Annotated in this window: 1 protein-coding gene; it reads left to right on the plus strand. The window is 36.5% G+C overall.

Features of this window, described 5'->3' with window-relative positions; genetic code table 11:
- Positions 1–356, plus strand: a 356-nt coding sequence (locus tag SB679_RS23390; protein ID WP_410704671.1) for a carboxypeptidase-like regulatory domain-containing protein, incomplete at both ends; no start/stop codon positions are given.

A 356-nucleotide genomic window follows, 5' to 3' on the forward strand; every position in this document is an offset into this window, starting at 1 on the left:
AGGCAGAACAAATGGAAATTATCCTTTTGGATGCTGATAATAAATTAATTAAAACAGAAATTGCTGATTCCACTGGAAAGTTTGATTTCAATGATATCAAAGGGGGAGCCTATCGTTTAAAAATCAACAGAAATGGTTCTGAAATATATCATTCGGACAACATTACATTGATCGAAAATACAACCCTGCCCTCTATTGATCTGAATGTAAAATCAATTGAAGCGGTCAATATTACGAAGACCAGGCCGATGATTGAGAGACAGGATGGCAAAATGATCATGAATGTTGAAAACAGCATTGCGAGCACCGGAAATTCGGCCTTTGAAGTATTGGAAAAGGCACCAGGAATTACTATT

The sequence above is a fragment of the Chryseobacterium sp. SIMBA_029 genome (assembly GCF_046535275.1).
Classification (GTDB): Bacteria; Bacteroidota; Bacteroidia; order Flavobacteriales; family Weeksellaceae; genus Chryseobacterium.